This window comes from Mesorhizobium sp. RIZ17 (genome assembly GCF_051127865.1).
Classification (GTDB): Bacteria; Pseudomonadota; Alphaproteobacteria; order Rhizobiales; family Rhizobiaceae; genus Mesorhizobium; species Mesorhizobium humile.
On record NZ_CP147861.1, the window covers coordinates 503,080 to 517,701 of the forward strand.

Annotated in this window: 14 protein-coding genes; 6 read left to right on the plus strand and 8 right to left on the minus strand. The window is 65.2% G+C overall.

Annotation, left to right across the window (positions count from 1 at the left end):
- Nucleotides 1-12 precede the first annotated feature (12 nt).
- The 6 genes from WDX12_RS02500 to WDX12_RS02525 all read left to right on the plus strand — a co-directional run bounded on the left by WDX12_RS02500 (nucleotide 13) and on the right by WDX12_RS02525 (nucleotide 6,088).
- Nucleotides 13-1,251 (plus strand): extracellular solute-binding protein, encoded by a 1,239-nt coding sequence (locus WDX12_RS02500; protein ID WP_434723811.1) that lies wholly within the window; start codon nucleotides 13-15, stop codon nucleotides 1,249-1,251.
- Nucleotides 1,252-1,338: 87 nt separating this feature from the next.
- On the plus strand, nucleotides 1,339-2,223 hold the full coding sequence (locus WDX12_RS02505) for a carbohydrate ABC transporter permease (protein ID WP_320293234.1): 885 nt from the start codon (nucleotides 1,339-1,341) through the stop codon (nucleotides 2,221-2,223).
- The gene (locus tag WDX12_RS02510; protein ID WP_320293233.1) at nucleotides 2,223-3,068 is read left to right on the plus strand and encodes a carbohydrate ABC transporter permease; all 846 of its coding nucleotides are present in this window, start codon (nucleotides 2,223-2,225) and stop codon (nucleotides 3,066-3,068) included. Before WDX12_RS02505 ends, WDX12_RS02510 begins: the two co-directional genes overlap by 1 nt.
- A gap of 2 nt (nucleotides 3,069-3,070) precedes the next feature.
- Nucleotides 3,071-4,087, plus strand: coding sequence for an SIS domain-containing protein (locus WDX12_RS02515; protein WP_434723812.1), 1,017 nt, complete (start codon nucleotides 3,071-3,073; stop codon nucleotides 4,085-4,087).
- On the plus strand, nucleotides 4,087-5,025 hold the full coding sequence (locus WDX12_RS02520) for a PfkB family carbohydrate kinase (RefSeq protein WP_434723813.1): 939 nt from the start codon (nucleotides 4,087-4,089) through the stop codon (nucleotides 5,023-5,025). Before WDX12_RS02515 ends, WDX12_RS02520 begins: the two co-directional genes overlap by 1 nt.
- Nucleotides 5,012-6,088 carry an ABC transporter ATP-binding protein gene (locus tag WDX12_RS02525; RefSeq protein WP_434723814.1) on the plus strand — a complete coding sequence of 359 codons (1,077 nt, stop codon included), beginning with the start codon at nucleotides 5,012-5,014 and terminating at the stop codon, nucleotides 6,086-6,088. Before WDX12_RS02520 ends, WDX12_RS02525 begins: the two co-directional genes overlap by 14 nt.
- A 76-nt stretch (nucleotides 6,089-6,164) precedes the next feature.
- Here WDX12_RS02525 and amaB read toward each other — a convergent pair whose 3' ends face one another.
- From amaB to WDX12_RS02565, 8 genes are all read right to left on the minus strand, one after another.
- Nucleotides 6,165-7,679, minus strand: coding sequence for an L-piperidine-6-carboxylate dehydrogenase (gene amaB / locus WDX12_RS02530; RefSeq protein WP_434723815.1), 1,515 nt, complete (start codon nucleotides 7,677-7,679; stop codon nucleotides 6,165-6,167).
- A gap of 351 nt (nucleotides 7,680-8,030) precedes the next feature.
- Nucleotides 8,031-9,305 carry an RNA polymerase sigma factor gene (locus tag WDX12_RS02535; RefSeq protein WP_434723816.1) on the minus strand — a complete coding sequence of 425 codons (1,275 nt, stop codon included), beginning with the start codon at nucleotides 9,303-9,305 and terminating at the stop codon, nucleotides 8,031-8,033.
- The gene (locus WDX12_RS02540) at nucleotides 9,302-9,676 is read right to left on the minus strand and encodes a YciI family protein (protein WP_320293227.1); all 375 of its coding nucleotides are present in this window, start codon (nucleotides 9,674-9,676) and stop codon (nucleotides 9,302-9,304) included. The genes WDX12_RS02535 and WDX12_RS02540 overlap by 4 nt, the downstream gene beginning before the upstream one ends.
- Before the next feature lie 210 nt (nucleotides 9,677-9,886).
- On the minus strand, nucleotides 9,887-10,978 hold the full coding sequence (locus WDX12_RS02545) for a DNA topoisomerase IB (RefSeq protein WP_434723817.1): 1,092 nt from the start codon (nucleotides 10,976-10,978) through the stop codon (nucleotides 9,887-9,889).
- A gap of 62 nt (nucleotides 10,979-11,040) precedes the next feature.
- On the minus strand, nucleotides 11,041-11,784 hold the full coding sequence (locus WDX12_RS02550; RefSeq protein WP_320293225.1) for a hypothetical protein: 744 nt from the start codon (nucleotides 11,782-11,784) through the stop codon (nucleotides 11,041-11,043).
- Nucleotides 11,781-12,653, minus strand: a complete 873-nt coding sequence (locus WDX12_RS02555) for a glycosyltransferase family 2 protein (RefSeq protein WP_434723818.1) — start codon at nucleotides 12,651-12,653, stop codon at nucleotides 11,781-11,783. The genes WDX12_RS02550 and WDX12_RS02555 overlap by 4 nt, the downstream gene beginning before the upstream one ends.
- Nucleotides 12,653-13,588 (minus strand): glycosyltransferase family 2 protein, encoded by a 936-nt coding sequence (locus WDX12_RS02560; RefSeq protein WP_434723819.1) that lies wholly within the window; start codon nucleotides 13,586-13,588, stop codon nucleotides 12,653-12,655. Before WDX12_RS02560 ends, WDX12_RS02555 begins: the two co-directional genes overlap by 1 nt.
- Nucleotides 13,589-13,708: 120 nt before the next feature.
- Complete coding sequence (locus WDX12_RS02565) at nucleotides 13,709-14,593, minus strand: transglutaminase family protein (RefSeq protein WP_320293222.1); 885 nt, start codon at nucleotides 14,591-14,593, stop codon at nucleotides 13,709-13,711.
- Between the last annotated feature and the right edge of the window lie 29 nt (nucleotides 14,594-14,622).

Genomic DNA, 14,622 nt, shown 5'->3' on the forward strand with positions numbered 1-14,622 from the left:
GGAGAAAGACAAATGCTGAAATCGATCGGTAAGACACTTCTGGGCGCAGTGTTCGTCGGCGGACTGTTCGTCCCTCACGCCTTCGCCGAAACCACCTTGAACGCGCTCTTCATGGCGCAGGCCGCCTATAGCGAAGCCGACGTGCGCTCGATGACGGAGGCCTTCACCAAGGCCAATCCGGACATCAAGGTCAATCTCGAATTCGTCCCCTATGAAGGCCTGCACGACAAGACCGTGCTCGCTCAAGGATCGGGCGGCGGCTATGACGTGGTGCTGTTCGACGTCATCTGGCCGGCCGAATATGCGACCAACAAGGTGCTGGTCGACGTATCGTCGAAAATCACCGACGACATGAAGAAGGGCGTGCTGCCGGGCGCCTGGACCACCGTCCAGTACGACGGCAAGTACTACGGCATGCCGTGGATCCTCGACACCAAATACCTGTTCTACAACAAGGAAATCCTGGAAAAGGCCGGCATCAAGGCGCCGCCGAAGACCTGGGAAGAACTTGGCCAGCAGGCCAAGATCATCCAGGACAAGGGCCTTCTGAAGACGCCGGTCGCCTGGAGCTGGTCGCAGGCCGAAGCCGCCGTCTGCGACTACACCACGCTGGTCAGCGCCTATGGCGGCGACTTCCTCAAGGACGGCAAGCCCGACTTCCAGAACGGCGGCGGCCTCTCGGCGCTGAAATACATGGTCGACAGCTACAAGTCGGGCCTCACCAATCCGAATTCCAAGGAATTTTTGGAGGAAGACGTCCGCAAGGTGTTCGAGAACGGCGATGCCGCCTTCGCGCTGAACTGGACCTACATGTACAACATGGCCAACGATCCGAAGGACTCCAAGGTCGCGGGCAAGGTCGGCGTCGTGCCGGCGCCGGGCGTTGCGGGCACCAGCGAGGTCTCGGCCGTCAACGGCTCAATGGGCCTCGGCATCACCGCGGTGTCGAAGCACCAGGACGAAGCCTGGAAATACATCGAGTTCATGACCTCGCAGGCGACGCAGAACCAGTATGCCAAGCTCTCGCTGCCGATCTGGGCCTCGTCCTATGACGATCCGGCCGTCACCAAAGGCCAGGAAGAACTGATCGCCGCCGCCAAGCTCGGTCTCGCCGCGATGTATCCGCGCCCGACCACGCCGAAATATCAGCAGCTGTCGACGGCGCTGCAGCAGGCGATCCAGGAATCGCTGCTCGGCCAGGCGACGCCGGAAGACGCGCTCAAGACGGCTGCGCAAAACAGCGGCCTCTGATCTGGCGTTCCCCGACAAGCGGGCGGCCTCATACACGAGCGCCGCCCGTGCTATTTCTGATCGGATGAAGGAAGAGATGCGCCTCTGATGTCAGGCACCTGGATGACGACTCGCGCGTGGCTGTTGATGCTGCCGCTCCTGGTGATCATGGTCGCAATTATCGGCTGGCCGTTGGTCGATACCGTCAGGCTCTCCTTCACCGACGCCCAACTGGTCGGCACGGCGGGCAATTACGTCGGCTTCGACAACTACACCAGGATGCTGACGAGCTCGAATTTCACCCGCACGCTCTCGACCACCACTTGGTTCGCGGTCGTCTCGGTCGCCGCCGAGATGGTGCTCGGCGTCCTTGCGGCACTTCTGCTCAATCAGGAATTCCGGGGCCGCGCCGTCTTGCGTGGGCTGATGATCCTGCCCTGGGCGCTGCCCACCGTCGTCAACGCGACGCTCTGGCGGCTGATCTACAATCCCGAATATGGCGCGCTCAACGCAGCGCTGACGCAACTCCATCTCATCGACGACTATCGCTCCTGGCTGGGTGAGCCCGGCACGGCGCTTGCGGCGCTGATCGTCGCCGACTGCTGGAAGAATTTTCCGCTTGTGGCACTCATCGCGCTTGCCGCCCTGCAAGCGGTACCGCGCGACATCACCGCCGCGGCGCTCGTCGACGGCGCCGGCCCGTTCAACCGCTTTCGCTTCGTCATCCTGCCCTATCTCGCCGGTCCGCTGATGGTGGCGCTGGTGCTGCGCACCATCGAGGCCTTCAAGGTCTTCGACATCATCTGGGTGATGACCCGCGGCGGCCCGGCCAACAGCACGCGCTCGCTGTCGATCCTCGTCTACCAGGAAGCCTTCTCCTTCCAGCGCGCCGGCTCCGGCGCTTCGCTGGCGCTGATCGTCACCTTGCTCGTTACCGTGCTCGCCGTCGCCTATGCGACGCTGGTGAGGAAGACCGCGGGGAGCGCGACCTGATGGAACGCAAGGGCTCGCTCTTCACCGTTTTCGTCTATGCCTGCGCCCTCCTGCTTGCCGCCGTGATCCTGGCGCCGCTCGCCTGGCTCTTCGTCATGAGCATATCGCCGGCGGCCGATCTCGCCGCCAAGCCGCTGCGCTGGTGGCCGCAGGCGGCCGACTTCTCCCGTTACGCGCAACTTCTGTCGACGGCCGAGAACAGCGCCGGCGCCGCCTTCACCGCCTCGCTGCGCAACAGCCTGGAGGTCGCCGGCATGGCGACGCTTGCCGCTGTTGTCCTTGCCGTGCCGGCCGGCTGGGCCGTCTCGCGCACGCCTTCGGTGGGCTGGTCGCTGTCCATGGTGATCGCCACCTACATGCTGCCGCCGGTGGCGCTCTCGGTGCCGCTTTACATGGGCCTGTCCTGGCTCGGCCTGCTCAACAACGTCTTCGGCCTGGCGCTGATCTATCTGACGATCCTCGCGCCCTTCACGACCTGGCTGATGAAATCGGGTTTTGATTCCATCCCGCGCGAGATCGAGGCCGCGGCGATGATCGACGGTGCCGGCCTGTTCCAGACCTGGCGCATCATCACCTTGCCGCTGGCGGCGCCCGTGGTGGCGACATCGGCGCTGTTTGCCGTGCTGCTTGCCTGGGACGAGTTCTTCTACGCCCTGCTCTTCACCTCGGACCAGCGGGCAAAGACGCTGACGGTCGCCATCGCCGATCTCGCCGGCGGCCGTGTCTCCGACTACGGACTGATCGCCACCGCCGGCGTGCTCGCGGCCTTGCCGCCGGTGCTGATCGGCCTCGTCATGCAACGCGCGCTGATCTCGGGCCTGACCAGCGGCGGGGTGAAAGGGTAATCATGACTGCAGAAAAGAACCGCCCGGCAGGGCTTCTCGCGATCGACCGCGAGATGGCGCGCCAGCATACGGATGCGCTTGCCTCGTTCGAGAGCAATCGAGAGACAGCCGCCAAGGTCGCCGCCTCGATCAGGAAGAACGGCAGGCTCGTCCTGCTCGGCATGGGCGCCTCGCATGCCGTCGCGCGCGCCGTCGAGCCGCTCTATCGCGCGCATGGCATAGACGCCATCGCGCTGCCGCTGTCGGAGCAGCTCGGACAGCCGCTGCCGCTTGACGGCAGGACGGTGATCGTCACCTCGCAGTCCGGCGAGAGCGCCGAGGTGCTGCGCTGGTTTGCCGAGACCGGCGACCGCACGGAGACCTTCGGCCTGACGCTGGAGGCCGGCTCCTTCCTTGGTCGCACCGTGCCTTGCCTCGTCGGCGCCGGCGGCACCGAGCTCGCTTTTGCCGCAACCCGCAGCCTGACCGTGACCTTCGCCCTGCATCTCGCCATCCTGGCCGCGCTCGGCGATGATCCCGCCGCAGCACTTGCCGCGCTCAAAATGCCGGAAACGGTTGCGACCGATGCCGCTCTTGCGGCGCTCGGCACTGTTGCGACCGTGGTCACATCCGGCCGCAGCCTGCAGGGTGTGGCCGAAGCGTTGGCGCTCGGCCTCACCGAACTGTCGCGCCTGCCCTGCTACTCGCTCGAAGGCGGCCAGTTGCGCCACGGGCCGATGGAGATGCTCGGGCCGAAGATCGGCATCGTGCTTTTCCGCGGCAAGGACCCGACCGCCGACCTCGTCACCGCAATGGCCCTGTCCGTCGTCGAAACCGGCGCGCCGCTGATCGTCTTCGACGCCTCGGGCATGTCGCCGGTCGCGGGCGCCGTCACGTTGAGCTTCAAGCCCGCCTCCGGACTGGCGGCGATCTTCGCCATGCTGCCGGTGGCGCAACGCCTGATGATCGCCTTCGCCGATTCCCGCGTCGACAATGCCGGAACGCCGGTGCGCACCACCAAGATCACCCGGAGCGAGTGATGCTGCCGCTCGCGGTGATCGGCAACGTCAATGTCGACCTGATCGTCGGGCCGGTCGCGCCCTGGCCGAAGGCGGGCACGGAGACCGTCGTCGATCACGACGATCTGCGCGTCGGCGGCCAGGCCGGCAACACCGCACTTGCCTGGCAGGCGCTCGGCGTCGACTTCGAGATCGCCGCCAATATCGGTGACGACCAGTTCGGGCGCTGGCTACGCGAAGCCTTCGGGCGCCGCGCGCAAAATTGGCCGGTTCGTCCCGAAGGCACGACATTGTCGGTCGGCATGACCCATCCCGACGGAGAGCGCACCTTCTTCACCACGCGCGGCCACCTGCCCCGGTTCGGACTGGCTGACGTGCTCTCCGTCCTGGACGGCAATCGGCTTTCCGGCGGCTATGCGCTGCTCTGCGGCTCTTTCCTCACCGACGACCTGACGCGCGATTACGACGCCTTCTTCGACTGGGCCGAAGCGCATGGCATCGCCGTCGCGCTCGACACAGGCTGGCCGATCGACGGCTGGACGCAAGCAAACTGCACCGCCGCGCGCGGCTGGCTGTCGCGCTGCGAACTGGCCCTCTTCAACGAAGTCGAGACGACCACGCTGGCCGGCCTGGCAAGTCCGGCGGAAGCGGCGCGCAAGATCCGCGACGGCATGAGGGACGGCGCAACCGTCGTCGTCAAGCGCGGACCGGACGGCGCGATAGCCATCGGCACCGACGGCAAACTCATTGAAGCGGCGGCGCCACGCGTCAGCGTTATCGACACGATCGGCGCCGGCGATGTCTTCAACGCCGCTTTCCTGGCCGCGCTGGCACAGGGCAGGCCGCTCGAGGACTGCCTGTCCGCCGCCATCCTGGTGGCCTCGCGCGCCATATCAACCTTGCCCCGCGACTATGGCGGGCCGATCCAGTTCGAGGATGCCGTCCATGAGCGCGCTTGAAATCCGCGATGTCCGCAAGAATTACGGCAACGTCGAGACGCTGAAAGGCATCGACGTCGCGCTCGAGAACGGCGAGTTCCTGGTGCTGCTCGGCTCGTCGGGCTGCGGCAAGTCCACCTTGCTCAACATCATCGCCGGTCTCGCCGAGGCAACCAGCGGCGACGTGCTGATCGGCGGCCGTTCGGTGCTTGGCATGCATCCGAAGAACCGCGACATCGCCATGGTCTTCCAATCCTACGCGCTCTATCCGAACCTCACCGTCAGCCGCAACATCGGCTTCGGCCTGGAGATGCGCAAGGTTCCCGCCGCCGAGCGCGACAAGGCGGTGCGCGAAGCAGCGAAACTCTTGCAGATCGAGAACCTGCTCGACCGCAAGCCCGGCCAGCTCTCCGGCGGCCAGCGCCAGCGTGTCGCCATCGGCCGGGCGCTGGTGCGCAAGCCGCAGGTCTTCCTGTTCGACGAGCCGCTCTCCAATCTGGACGCCAAGCTGCGCATGGAAATGCGCACCGAATTGAAGCGCCTGCACGAGATGTTGCGCACCACGGTCGTCTACGTCACGCACGACCAGATCGAGGCGATGACGCTGGCGACCCGCATCGCCGTCATGCGTGACGGCCGCATCGAACAGCTCGGCACGCCGCAGGAGATCTATAACCACCCGGCGACGCTCTACGTCGCCGGCTTCGTCGGCGCGCCGGCGATGAACATGCTGGAAGCGGTTGTCGAGGACGGCAGGCTCGCCATCGCCGGCTCGGATGCGCGGCTGGCGCTACCGGAACGCTACGCCAGCGCCGTCCGCAACGGTGCTTCGGTTGTGACCGGCATCAGGCCCGAGGCACTCCGCCTTGGACCGGCCAGCGGCGCCGACATGTCGCTCCCGGTCGAGATCGACGTCGTCGAGCTGACCGGTCCCGAGCAGGTCACCACCGCCAGGATCGGTTCGCAAAGGCTGACGGCAACCTTGCCGCCGCAAGCCCGCGTCGCCAAAGGCCAGCCCTGCGCGTTCGTCTTCGACGCGGACGCGCTTCGCCTGTTCGATCCGGCAACCGGCAAGGCTTTCTGAGCGGCGATATCCCCCGCACGGCAGATGCCGAGGCAATCGAGACAGGCGCCGCAATTCGCGGCGCCTGCTGCCGTCCTTAGTCGATGTCGAACGACACGCCTTGCGCGAGCGGCAGCGCCTTGGAGAAGTTTACCGTGTTGGTGGCGCGGCGCATATAGGCCTTCCAGGCGTCCGAGCCGCTCTCGCGACCGCCGCCGGTTTCCTTCTCGCCGCCGAACGCGCCGCCGATCTCGGCGCCCGAGGTGCCGATATTGACGTTGGCGATGCCGCAGTCCGAACCGTCCACGCCGAGGAACCGCTCCGATTCCTGCAGGTCGCGCGTGAAGATCGACGACGACAGGCCGGCGCCGACCGCGTTGTGCTGCTCGAGCGCCTCGTCGAAATCGGTGTATCTCATCACATAAAGGATCGGCGCGAAGGTCTCCTCCGTCACCGGCGAAACCTGCTTCGGCATCTCGACCAGCGCCGGATGCACATAATAGGCGTCCGGATGGCCGTTTTCGAACCGCGCGCCGCCCGTCACCTTGCCGCCATGGGCGGTGGCTTCCTTGAGCGCCTTCTGCATGCCGTCGAAGGCGGCCTTGTCGATCAGCGGACCGACCAGCGCCTTGCCCTCCAGCGGATTGCCGACCGAAACGGACTGATAGGCCTTCTTCAGCCGCGGCAAGAGCGCGTCATAGACGCTGTCATGCACGAACAGGCGCCGCAGCGTCGTGCAGCGCTGGCCGGCGGTGCCCATGGCGCCGAAGGCGATGGCGCGCAGCGCCATGTCGAGATCGGCGGTGGGCGTGACGATGCCGGCATTGTTGCCGCCGAGCTCCAGCACGGCGCGGGCAAAGCGCTTGGCGAGCCTGGGACCGACCTCGCGGCCCATGCGCGTCGAGCCGGTGGCCGAGACCAGCGGCACTTTCGGATGGTCGACCAGCACCTCGCCGGCGACGCGGTCGCCTATCAGCACCTGCAGCAGTCCTGCCGGCGCGTCCGCGCCGAAACGCCTGGCGGCGCGCTTGAAGATCGCCTCGCAGGCAAGTGCGGTCAGCGGCGTCTTTTCCGAGGGCTTCCACACCACGGCGTCGCCGCAGACGAAGGCGAGCGCCGAATTCCAAGACCAAACAGCAACCGGGAAATTGAAGGCCGAAATCACGCCGACCACGCCCAGCGGATGCCAGGTTTCCATCATGCGATGTCCTGGACGCTCGGTGGCGATGGTGAGGCCATAGAGCTGCCGGGAGAGACCGACGGCGAAATCGCAGATGTCGATCATCTCCTGGACTTCGCCGAGCCCTTCGGACGGGATCTTGCCGACTTCGATCGACACCAGCCGGCCGAGCTCGTCCTTATGCGCGCGCAATTCTTCGCCGAGCAGGCGCACCAGTTCGCCGCGCTTCGGCCCCGGCACCAGTCGCCAGGACTGGAAGGCCTTGTGCGCGGCATCGATGGCCTTGCCGGCATCGGCGGCCGAGATCGATTTCAGCGCCGCGATCTGTTCACCCGTCACCGGGCTGCGCACGATAAGATCGCCTCCTGAAAGCGCATCCTTGGCGACGCCCAGTTTCTCAAGAAGTGCGGCCGTTTCCTTCGCTAGTGTCATTTTTGTCCCTTTCAGATCCCGCCTCGCAGGGCGGAATGAAGCCACGCGCCATATCTTGGACGTGCCGTCGGGCACGACCGGGCGCTTTGATGGCGTGGCATTACTCGTTTCGGGGAAAAACCGCCACCCCGGTATGGTCCAAGGCCGGAGCGCGGAATTGGGCCAGACAGCAAACCACGGCCAAGGCGTGTTGAGATTCAGGTCAGGCCGAGTCGGAGTCGAAGACGGGCGCGAAGCGACCAAACTGGATGGGTTCCGAGAACCGGAGCGGAGCGTACTTCCGGTATGTGAGCACCGGAAGCGCAGGAAGCCGTCATTTGCAGGCCGGCCTCACCTGAATATCAACACGCCTTAGCGCGCTTTCTGGATCGTCGGCTTCTGGGCGCTTTCCTTGATCAGCCGGTCGATATGCATGCGAATATGCGCCGCCTCGGCGGCGGTGTTGGCCAAGGCGATGGCGCGGTCGAAGGCGACACGCGCCTCCTCGTTGCGGCCAAGCTGCATGAGCAGCCCGCCCCTCAGCCCGAAGAAGTGGAAATAGCCCGACAGCCGCTCTTCCAGCGGCTCGATCATGGCAAGCGCCGCTTCGGCACCCTTCACTTTGCTCACCGCGACAGCCCGGTTCAGCGTCACCACCGGCGACGGCTGCATCTGTTCCAGCAGGCCGTAGAGCAGGTCGATCTCGGTCCAGTCGGTGTCCTCGGCGACAGCAGCCCGCGCATGCAGCGCCGCGATCGCCGCCTGCACCTGGTAGGGGCCGGGCTTGCGGTGGCGCAGCGCCTTGTCGACCAGCGCCAGGCCCTCGTCGATCATCTTGCGGCTCCACAGCGAGCGGTCCTGGTCCTCGAGCAGGACGATCTCGCCATTCTCGTCGAACCGTGCCGGCGCCCGGGCATGCTGCAGCAAGAGCAGCGCGGTCAGCCCCATGATCTCCGGCTCGGCCTGGAAGAGCCTGAGCAACAGGCGGGCAAGGCGGATCGCTTCTTCGCACAGCGGCGCCCGTGCCGGCGCCTCGCCGCCATTGGTCGAATAGCCTTCGTTGAAGATCAGATAGACCATCGCCGCGACAGCGGCGAGCCGCTCCGAGCGCTCGACCGCGCCCGGCGTCTCAAACGGCACGCCGGCATCGGCAATGCGCGCCTTGGCGCGGGTGATGCGCTGTTCCATGGCGCTCTCGCCAACCAGGAAGGCGCGCGCGATCTGCTTGACGGTGAGGCCGGAGACGATGCGCAGCGCCACCGCGATCTGCTGCGTCGCCGGCAGATCCGGATGGCAGCAGATGAACAGCAGCCGCAGGATATCGTCGCGGTAATGCGCGCCGTCCAGCCGTTCGGCCATGTCGCTCTCCGCGTCCTCCAGATCGGAAACCTGGTCCTCTTCCGGCATCGGCGCCTGCTTGGCGCGCTTGCGCACGGCGTCGATGCCGCTGTTGCGGCCAACGAAGATCAGCCAGGCCGCCGGATCGCGCGGCGGCCCGTTCTTCGGCCAGTTGTTGAGCGCCCTCAGGCACGCATCCTGGAAAGCCTCTTCCGCGGCGTCGAGGTCGCGGAAGTAGCGCAGCAGCGCGCCCATCGCCTGCGGACGGGCGTTGCTGATCGCGTTGCTTATCCAGGCAAGCTCCGTCATACCGCGACCTTTGTCGGGTTGAAGATCGAAACCGGCCGGATCTCGTAGGAGCCGCCGCTCGGATTGACCTCGGAAAGCTCCCGCGCGAATGCGACGGCTTCGTCGAGATCCTTGCATTCGAGCGTGTAGAAGCCGAGGAACTGTTCCTTGGTCTCGGCGAACGGGCCGTCCAGCACCACCGCCTCGCCCTTGACCTTTCTCAGCGTGGTCGCCGCGGTCGTCGGCAAAAGGCGCGCCACGGGGCCGAGCCGACCCGCCTTGGCGTATTTGTCCTGCACGTTGAGGAGCTTAGCCATGACTTCATCGTCCTGTTCCTTGCTCCAGGAGCAAACGACGTCTTCGGAAGCGTAGCAGAGGATGGCGTAGAGCATGGCAGGTCCTTTCCGTATCAAAGGACGCGACACTAGGGCCCTTCCCGACACAAGGTCGATAAAAAAATTTCCTAGAGCAATTCCAGGAAAAGTGTGAGCGGTTTTCCGTCCGGAATTGCGTCAAAACAAAGAGATAGAGCGGTTCGCCGTTTCTGTGAAACGGTGAAACGCTCTAGGGATCACGGACTTGGCGGTCTCCACGCCTGCCTGTCAGGCGCCGCGCGCCTGCAGCCATCCGAGCACCAGCGATTCTTCCTCGTCGAGGCCGGATATCAGGCGTTTGCGCTTGTTGGCCTCGGCCATTTCGTCAAGCAGGCGCCCTTTGCTCCACGACTCGAACACCATCGGATGGATGTAGCATTTGCGGCAGACCGCCCGCGTGTTGCCCAACCGCTCGGCGACTTTGTCGACGACACTGTTGATCACCCGTTTTTGCTGGGTTTTGCTCTCCGGCAGCTCGGTCTTCGCAAACAGCGACGCCGCATGGATCGTGCCGCCCCAGGTGCGGAAATGCTTTGAGCTGAATTCGGCGCCGGAAGCCTCGCGAATATAGCGGTTGACGTCCTCCGAGCGCACCGGCCGCCGGGCGCCATCTTCACCCAGATATTGGAACAGCTTCTGGCCAGGCAGATCCTGGGCGCCGCGCACGACCTTGGCGATGCGCCGATCGACCAGCTTCAGCTTCCATTCCTTACCCGACTTGCCCTTGAAGGCGAAGCGCAGGCTGGAGCCGGTGATCTCGACATGGCGGTCGCGCAGCGTGGTCAGGCCGAAGCTCTTGTTGTCGCGTGCGTAGGCCGCATTGCCGATCCGGATCATCGTGTTGTCGAGCAACCAGACCACCGAGGCGACGACACGTTCCAGAGGCAGCCCGTGCCGGCGCAGATCCGCATCGATCTGCCGCCTGAGAGCAGGCAGGCTTTCGGCGAAGGCGACGAGGCTTGAATATTTGACGCCGTCGCGTTCCTCGATCCATTGCGGGTGATACCGGTACTGTTTACGGCCGCGCTGATCCCGGCCTGTCGCCTGGATATGGCCGTCCGGGTCGGGCGAGATCCACACATCGGTCCAGGCCGGCGGAATGACGATCGTCTTGATGCGGGCAAGAGTCCTAGCGCTCACTGCCCGCCCGTTCGGACCGGCATAGGAGAATCCCTTGCCTTTTCGCAATCGTCGAACGCCGGGATCGGCGTCGCTGACGTAGCTGAGCGACGCGTGCTCGGCTGAATCTTGCGCACCGTTCCTCCGGGTTTCCTCGTTCCGCGGCGAACGGTCCGAGGACAATTGTGAATGCTGCAACATGCCGGCTCCGCGAAATTGTCGTAGATAAATCCGCGCGCTGATCACTGGTTCCGAAAGAGATTTCAGTCCCGCCGGTTGGCGGATAGATCAGCCATCCAAAGCCCACCGTCATCGGCATGGGCGGGAAGATACTCGCGGCCCTCCGGCACGGCCTCGAGGACCATTCCCGACTCGTCCGCCAGATAGTCGTAGCCGATCTGCTGCAGCCGGTGATCCGGATCGAGACGATTGTAGAGGTCGCGACGCGCCGAACGCCGTTTCGGCTCGATCATCTTCAGATGATAAAGATTGAGACCGCTGTCCTTGAGCCTGAAGTCGATTTCATCGGGAAACCAGGCGCCATGCAAATCCTGCGATCGATATCGATCAGGATGATAGGCGGAAAAAAGCCTGTGTTGCATCTTCTGGCCCCAGGTGCCGTCGACCCGGTAGCTGGCCGGCGTATACATCTCCCGGCAACGAAATCCCCAGGCGATGCGCCTGGACCCGCCGGTCAACCGGCCGATCCGGCCGGCGACGGCATTTTCCAGCCTTTCATCGGGATCCATGGCCAGAACCCAATCGGCGCCCGCCTCATGGGCCGCGGCGATAAGCGCGCGCCGCCTTTGCGGCTCGCTGCTGAAAACCCCTTCCGAGGCGCGGTCGTCATAGGCGATCCAGCCGTCGACGACAGGCTCGAGGTTGGCGATGAGGTCGGGCACGAGATGCTGATCGTAGCGATAGCTGAAGACGGCGACGATCTTGCGCCGCGACCAAGGCCATCGGCCGCGCCGCCGGTGCTGCGGCTTCATCTCGACGGTAATCATTGCCGGCCCTTCGGCGTGCCGACATGCCGGGCCCCGACCGACGCCCCAAGCGATTTGGCGAACAATGCCATCCACACGATCGGCAGCGACAGCCTGGCGAAAGTCCGGTCCCTGCCGGACAGCCCCTCCTTGACCAGCTTGCCGATATTACGCCGGTCGCGGAACACTTTCCGGAACGGGCGCACGGGTTTTCCGGCTTCGACTGACCCTAGATAGGCGCCATAGCGACGCCCGCGGCGATACTGGTCCGCAAGCAACCCGAACAGGCTCGTCTCGTTGCGATGAAGGGTCAGCACCCTCGGTTCCCAGACCGGCCGCAAAGCCTCCGGCAGTCTGGCCATGAATTCGGTGTCTTCTCCCGATATCAGTTGCTCGTCGAACGTCCCGTATCGATCGAACAGCGTCCGCTCGAACGATGCGCCGTAGCGCTGCGCCTTCTCGGCCGGCAAACCGGGCAGGCGTCGCATGGAGGTGACGAGATGCGCCGCGCAGGCGACCAGATTGCGCGGATGACTGTTGAGGATGGCGCTCGCCACAGCCGCGGCGCCTTCCCGATGACGCAGCAGCCGGACTTCGGCCCATCGCGGACAGGCCAGGCAGTCATCCGCGAGAAAGGCGATGAACGGAGCCTGCGTGGCTGCGATGCCCCGGTTCCGAGCGGCGCCGGCAAACAACCGCTCCTTCACTTCGATGACCCTCACATCGATGCCGCCATCGGCAAGAAGCGCCTTGGCGTTCCCGCCGCCGGAATTCACGACCACGATCTCGAGCGGGACACCCTGGTCGAGCACGGACCTCACCGCCGCCACCAGTGCGGCGGGTGCCTGGAAACCTATCACCACGACCGCGAGATCCGGCCTCCCGGCCATCAGGCGCGTTGCAGTTGGGCGGCTGGCGCCGAGAACCGGCGTCGCAGCGCGATCTTCAACCTGTAGCGCATGCACCGCCAGACATCCGCGCCCGCCCTTGGCGCGGCTTCGGCCACGTTGAGGAATCTTGCCGCCATATCGAAATCGCCGCGCGCGTAGTGAACGCGCGCGATCTTCAGGGCGACGAGGCCTTCCCTGGTCTTGAGCGATCGTTCCGCGATGCCGCAGGACCGCAGCCGGCGCAGCGCCAGGCGCCATTCGAGAAAACCCTTGGCAGGTCTGACAGTGAAACGATCGTCGGAGCGCTCCACCGACACGAAATAGATGAAGATGGGCCGTGTGACGACGGCAAGCGAGGCTTTAGCCATCACGCGCGTCCAGAACAGCGTGTCCTCATCATAGGCAAGGCCGGTCGCGAATCTTGTTTCGCCGACAACCCGCCGCGACACCAGCGCGCTGCCGACCGCGATCGACCGTATCCGCCCTTCGAGATAGGCGCAGGCGTTGGCCGGTCCGCTTGCCACGTAGCCGCCCGGCAGCTTGGTCGACCGCTCCTCGCCCTTGACATGGCGGCGGTAGGCGCCGACCACCATGTCGGGCCCCGGTTGCGCGCTCGCCTTGGCCAGCAAGGCGCGCAGGCCGCCTTCGAGATGGAGGTCGTCGGCATCGATCAAATAGATCCAGGGAAAGCCGGCCTGCTCCAGCGCCAGATTCCTGGAACCGCCGGCGTCGCGGCAGCTCGACTTTATGATGCGCAAGGGCAAACCGCAGCGCAAGGCCGCATCCGAGGCGACAGTCGCGGTGGCGTCGGACGACGAATCGTCGACCAGCAGCACCTCGCCGATAACTTCCTTTTCCGACGCCAGCGAAGCGAGCGTTCGGGCGATCGTCCGAGCCGCATCATGTGCCGGAATGATGACGCTTACCGCTTCCAAATCTCTCTCCGCGCCCGCTACGCGATCCGCAAGCGCTCGCCGATCCCCCGTCAATCCCAACGCCCACGATACCGGCCGCATCCGCGCTTGAGAAGCGCTTGTCGGCAATCGGGACTGCCATCACACCTTTTCCACGGCGACCGGAATGACGTCGACCGCCTGCTCGCCGACCTGACCACCGGTCGTCTTCAGCACGCCGACGATCGGTGCCACGTCGGAATAGTCCCGGCCGTATCCGACCGTGATATGATCGTTGCTCGCCCGCATGCCGTTGGTCGGGTCGAACTCCTGCCAGCCGGCATCGCGTCCGCACCAGGCCATGACCCACGCATGCATGGCGTCCGCGCCTTCGAGCCGAGGCTTGCCCTTGGGCGGGATCGTGCGCAGGAAGCCGCTGACATAGCCGGCCGGGATGCCAAGCCCGCGCAGGCCAGCGATCATGATATGCGAGAAGTCCTGGCAGACGCCGCGTTTCAGGGCAAACGCGTCGCTGGCCCGGGTCTGCACGGTCGTCGCCTTGCCGTCATAGGTGAAATCGCGATGGATGCGATTGCACAGATCGACCGCCGTGGCGACGGTTGATCCCGATAAACTGTCCCGCGCATAGGCCGTGATCGCCGCGTCGATGCCGACATGATCGCTGGCGGCGAGGAAATGATGCGGCGCGGACGGCGAGAGCGACCGCACCAGATCGAGCTCCGACCTCAGCCCGTTTATATCGGGCGAGACATCGAGACCCGGCTCGGGCCGCGAGACAGAGACGCGCGCGCTCATTCGGATGTCGAGCGTCTCATGCGCGTCGCGAAAGGCGATCGATGTGACGTTGTTGCCGAAGAAATCGGAAAAATCGGCACGCTCGGCCGGCGGCGGCTGGAAGGATAGCGAGGCGGCGATCACGCGCTGCACGCCGGCGATCGTCTGCGGCATGACGCGCACCTGGTGCCGTCCGCCGCCGGCCGCGGACGCATAGTCGTAATGCAAATGGAGTTTGATGTCGTAGAGCATTAGAGCAATTCCAGCAAAAGTGCGTAGCG

What these genes read in the sequence shown, in the direction of transcription:
- WDX12_RS02500 (WP_434723811.1), top strand. Translation starts at nt 13, where the DNA reads ATGCTGAAATCGATCGGTAAGACACTTCTGGGCGCAGTGTTCGTCGGC.
- WDX12_RS02505 (WP_320293234.1), top strand. Translation starts at nt 1,339, where the DNA reads ATGTCAGGCACCTGGATGACGACTCGCGCGTGGCTGTTGATGCTGCCG.
- WDX12_RS02510 (WP_320293233.1), top strand. Translation starts at nt 2,223, where the DNA reads ATGGAACGCAAGGGCTCGCTCTTCACCGTTTTCGTCTATGCCTGCGCC.
- WDX12_RS02515 (WP_434723812.1), top strand. Translation starts at nt 3,071, where the DNA reads ATGACTGCAGAAAAGAACCGCCCGGCAGGGCTTCTCGCGATCGACCGC.
- WDX12_RS02520 (WP_434723813.1), top strand. Translation starts at nt 4,087, where the DNA reads ATGCTGCCGCTCGCGGTGATCGGCAACGTCAATGTCGACCTGATCGTC.
- WDX12_RS02525 (WP_434723814.1), top strand. Translation starts at nt 5,012, where the DNA reads ATGAGCGCGCTTGAAATCCGCGATGTCCGCAAGAATTACGGCAACGTC.
- amaB (WP_434723815.1), bottom strand. Translation starts at nt 7,679, where the DNA reads ATGACACTAGCGAAGGAAACGGCCGCACTTCTTGAGAAACTGGGCGTC.
- WDX12_RS02535 (WP_434723816.1), bottom strand. Translation starts at nt 9,305, where the DNA reads ATGACGGAGCTTGCCTGGATAAGCAACGCGATCAGCAACGCCCGTCCG.
- WDX12_RS02540 (WP_320293227.1), bottom strand. Translation starts at nt 9,676, where the DNA reads ATGCTCTACGCCATCCTCTGCTACGCTTCCGAAGACGTCGTTTGCTCC.
- WDX12_RS02545 (WP_434723817.1), bottom strand. Translation starts at nt 10,978, where the DNA reads ATGTTGCAGCATTCACAATTGTCCTCGGACCGTTCGCCGCGGAACGAG.
- WDX12_RS02550 (WP_320293225.1), bottom strand. Translation starts at nt 11,784, where the DNA reads ATGATTACCGTCGAGATGAAGCCGCAGCACCGGCGGCGCGGCCGATGG.
- WDX12_RS02555 (WP_434723818.1), bottom strand. Translation starts at nt 12,653, where the DNA reads ATGGCCGGGAGGCCGGATCTCGCGGTCGTGGTGATAGGTTTCCAGGCA.
- WDX12_RS02565 (WP_320293222.1), bottom strand. Translation starts at nt 14,593, where the DNA reads ATGCTCTACGACATCAAACTCCATTTGCATTACGACTATGCGTCCGCG.